The organism is Pseudomonas sp. GZD-209, assembly GCF_049310485.1.
Classification (GTDB): Bacteria; Pseudomonadota; Gammaproteobacteria; order Pseudomonadales; family Pseudomonadaceae; genus Aquipseudomonas; species Aquipseudomonas sichuanensis.
Genome location: NZ_JBMOWQ010000028.1, coordinates 1 through 3,111, shown reverse-complemented (window position 1 = coordinate 3,111; position 3,111 = coordinate 1). Strand labels below are relative to the sequence as shown.

Sequence of the window (3,111 nt, the reverse complement as noted above, 5' to 3'; positions counted from 1 at the left end):
GCGGGATCTCCGCCCTCTCCCACCCCCCCCCCCCCCCCCCCCCCCCCCTCCTCCCCCCCCCCCCCCCCCCCCCCCCCCCCCCCCCCCCCCCCTCCCACGCAGTGTGTCGCCGTCCCTGCAATCTCCACACAATCTCCACATTCCCTCCCTGAGGGCTCCACGCAGCGGGCAGACACTGGCCCCATCGCACACGGAGCCTCACCCATGAACAAGACCCTCGGATTCAAGCTCGGCACCATCGCCGTGCTGATCCTGCTGTTACTCATCCCGCTATTCATGATTGGCGGCCTCATCGACGAACGGCAGAGCCTGCGTGACGATGTGTTGCGCGATATCGCCCGCAGTTCCAGCTTCGAGCAGCAGATCAGCGGCCCGATGGTGGTGGTGCCCTACCGTAAGTACGAACGCCGCTGGATCGAAAAGGACGGCCAGAGCGTTCAGGAAACCTACACCCTCAATGGCAACCTGTACTTCCTGCCGGAAACCATGGATGCCGACATCGGCGTGGAGACCGAGCTGCGCGCCCGTGGCATCTACCAGGCCCGGCTGTTCCACGCCAAGGGCAGCATCAAGGGCCGTTTCAAGCTGCCCGAGCGCTGGGGCATCGACAAGGACTACGATGACTACCGCTTCGACAAGCCGTACCTGGTGGTGGGCATCAGCGATATCCGCGGCATCGAGAGCGGCCTGGAGCTGAAGTTCGACGACCAGCAACTGGCCTTCGAGGCCGGCACCGGGTTGGACTGGATGCGCGCCGGGGTGCATGTGCCGCTGCCGCAGCTCGATGGCCAGCAGGCACGGGCCTTCGACTATGGCTTTGACATCGCCCTGCAGGGCACCGGCCAGCTGCATGTGCTGCCGGTGGGCCGCAGCAGCAGCGTGGCCATGCGCGCCAACTGGCCGCACCCCAGCTTCATCGGCAGCTACCTGCCGACTCGTCGCGACATCGACGACACCGGCTTCACCGCCCACTGGCAGACCTCGTTCTTTGCCACCAACCTGGAAGACGCTCTCGACCAGTGCGTCAGCCCGCAGTCATGCAACGTGTTCCTGGGCACCACCTTTGGGGTGAGCTTCGTCGATCCGGTGGACCAGTACCTCAAGAGTGAGCGGGCGATCAAATATGCGCTGCTGTTCATTGCCCTGACCTTCGCCGGCTTCTTCCTGTTCGAGGTGCTCAAGGGCCTCAGCGTGCACCCGGTGCAGTACATCCTGGTAGGCGTGGCCCTGGCGTTCTTCTACCTGTTGCTGCTGTCGCTGTCGGAGCACCTGGGGTTTGGCCTGGCCTATGGGCTGTCGGCGTCGGGGTGTGTGCTGCTGATCGGCTTCTACCTGGCGCATGTACTGCGCAGCCTGGGGCGCGGGGTGGGCTTTGCGGCGGGGCTGGCGGCGTTGTACGCGATGCTCTATGGGCTGCTCAGTGCCGAGGACTATGCGCTGCTGATGGGCTCGCTGCTGTGCTTTGGTTTGCTGGGGGTGTTCATGGTGCTGACCCGTCGGCTGGACTGGTCGCGGGTGGGGAGGTTGGGATGAGGGAGGATAGAGAGGTTGGGCGCTGGTTGGCCCTGAGGATTGGACTGCTGTTTCCTGTAAGACCGAGGTGAATCCATCGCGGGGCAAGCCCGCTCCCCCACCACCCCCACCACCGCCGAGGCGAGGGAGGGGGAGGATCTGCTCCCAAGAGTTGGATTGGTATCCTACTTTTGGGAGCAGTCCACTTCGTGGGAGCGGGCTTGCCCCGCGATAGGGCCCGGTCAGGCTACCGGCGTTGTAGCAACCATCGAAGGCCGCTTCGACACCTCGGCATACCATGCCGCCAGTCCTGGCTGGCGCTCACGCCATCCGAAATCAGGCTGGCGCAGGTCCAGATACCCCAACGCACAAGCCACGCCAATCGCCGCCAGGTCGAAGCCCGAAGCCAGCTCCGCCAGGTGCTCCTGTTCAAGGTTGGCCAGGCTGCGACGGATCTTCTCGCCCTGTGCCTGGACCCAGCCGTCCCACTGCTTGTCGGCCGGGCGCAGGAAGGTTTCGTAGCGAGTACCCACCGCGGCATCCATGATCGCGTCGGCCTGGGAGGCCAGGGTCAGCCGGCGCCAGCGCGCCGAGCCTTCGCGGGGCAGCAGCGGGTTGCCGACATGGCGGCTGTCGAGGTACTCGCAGATCACCCGGCTGTCATGCAGCACGCTGCCGTCGTCCAGGCGCAGGGCCGGGATCTTGCCGATCGGGTTGCCCTGGTTGAGCTGCTCGTCACCGCTCACCGGGCTGATGTTCACGCCTTGCAGGGTGACGTCGCCCAGTTGCCCGGTCTCGTGCAGCACCACCATGACCTTGCGCACGAACGGCGACAACGGCGAATGGAACAGGATCATGGCTCAGTTACCTTGCAGGCTGGGTGGCAGGCACACGCCCAGGCCGCCGATACCGCAATAGCCGTCGGGGTTCTTGGCCAGGTACTGCTGGTGGTAGGCCTCGGCGAAGTACACGGTCGGTGCCTGGTCGATCTCGGTGGTGATCTCGCCGAAGCCGGCCTTGCCCAGTTCGGCCTGGAAGGCATCGCGGCTGGCCTTGGCCTCAATCAGTTGCTGCGGCGAGGTGCAGTAGATGGCCGAGCGGTACTGGGTGCCGATGTCGTTGCCCTGGCGCATGCCCTGGGTCGGGTTGTGCAGCTCCCAGAACATCGCCAGCAGTTCGCGGTAGCTGACCCGGTCCTTGTCGAACACCACCAGCACCACTTCGGTGTGGCCGGTCAGGCCCGAGCAGACTTCTTCGTAGGTGGGGTTGGGGGTGAAGCCGCCGGCATAGCCGACCACGGTGCTGACCACGCCTTCGCGCTGCCAGAAGCGGCGCTCGGCGCCCCAGAAGCAGCCCAGGCCGAAGATGGCGAAGTCGATGCTGCCCTCGAAGAACGGGCCGAGCAGCGGGGTGCCTTCGAACACGTAGTGGAACTCGGGCAGGGTCATCGGGGTTTCGCGGCCAGGCAGGGCCTGTTCTGCGGTGGGCAGGACGTTTTTGTTCACCAGGATTTCCGAACGCAGGGTCATGGCCGTTCCTCTGTGTTTTTCAGTGGGATAGGTGTTGGCCCCATCGCGGGGCAAGCCCGCTCCCACGCCG

Annotated in this window: 3 protein-coding genes; 1 reads left to right on the top strand and 2 read right to left on the bottom strand. The window is 65.5% G+C overall.

Annotation, left to right across the window (positions count from 1 at the left end):
* The first annotated feature begins 204 nt into the window (after positions 1–204).
* Positions 205–1,533: a cell envelope integrity protein CreD gene (gene creD / locus ACO6VM_RS05575; protein WP_401057593.1), complete on the top strand. Its 1,329-nt coding sequence runs from the start codon at positions 205–207 to the stop codon at positions 1,531–1,533.
* A 221-nt stretch (positions 1,534–1,754) separates the two neighbouring features.
* Here the strand turns inward: creD and ACO6VM_RS05570 are convergent, their stop codons facing one another.
* Both ACO6VM_RS05570 and msrA read right to left on the bottom strand, forming a co-directional pair.
* On the bottom strand, positions 1,755–2,369 hold the full coding sequence (locus ACO6VM_RS05570; protein WP_401057594.1) for a glutathione S-transferase: 615 nt from the start codon (positions 2,367–2,369) through the stop codon (positions 1,755–1,757).
* 3 nt (positions 2,370–2,372) lie between these two features.
* Complete coding sequence (msrA, locus tag ACO6VM_RS05565; RefSeq protein ID WP_401057595.1) at positions 2,373–3,041, bottom strand: peptide-methionine (S)-S-oxide reductase MsrA; 669 nt, start codon at positions 3,039–3,041, stop codon at positions 2,373–2,375.
* Positions 3,042–3,111: the final 70 nt, after the last annotated feature.

Bases quoted from the DNA above. Each gene is read 5' to 3' on its own strand.
- creD (WP_401057593.1), top strand. From the start codon at position 205: ATGAACAAGACCCTCGGATTCAAGCTCGGCACCATCGCCGTGCTGATC.
- ACO6VM_RS05570 (WP_401057594.1), bottom strand. From the start codon at position 2,369: ATGATCCTGTTCCATTCGCCGTTGTCGCCGTTCGTGCGCAAGGTCATG.
- msrA (WP_401057595.1), bottom strand. From the start codon at position 3,041: ATGACCCTGCGTTCGGAAATCCTGGTGAACAAAAACGTCCTGCCCACC.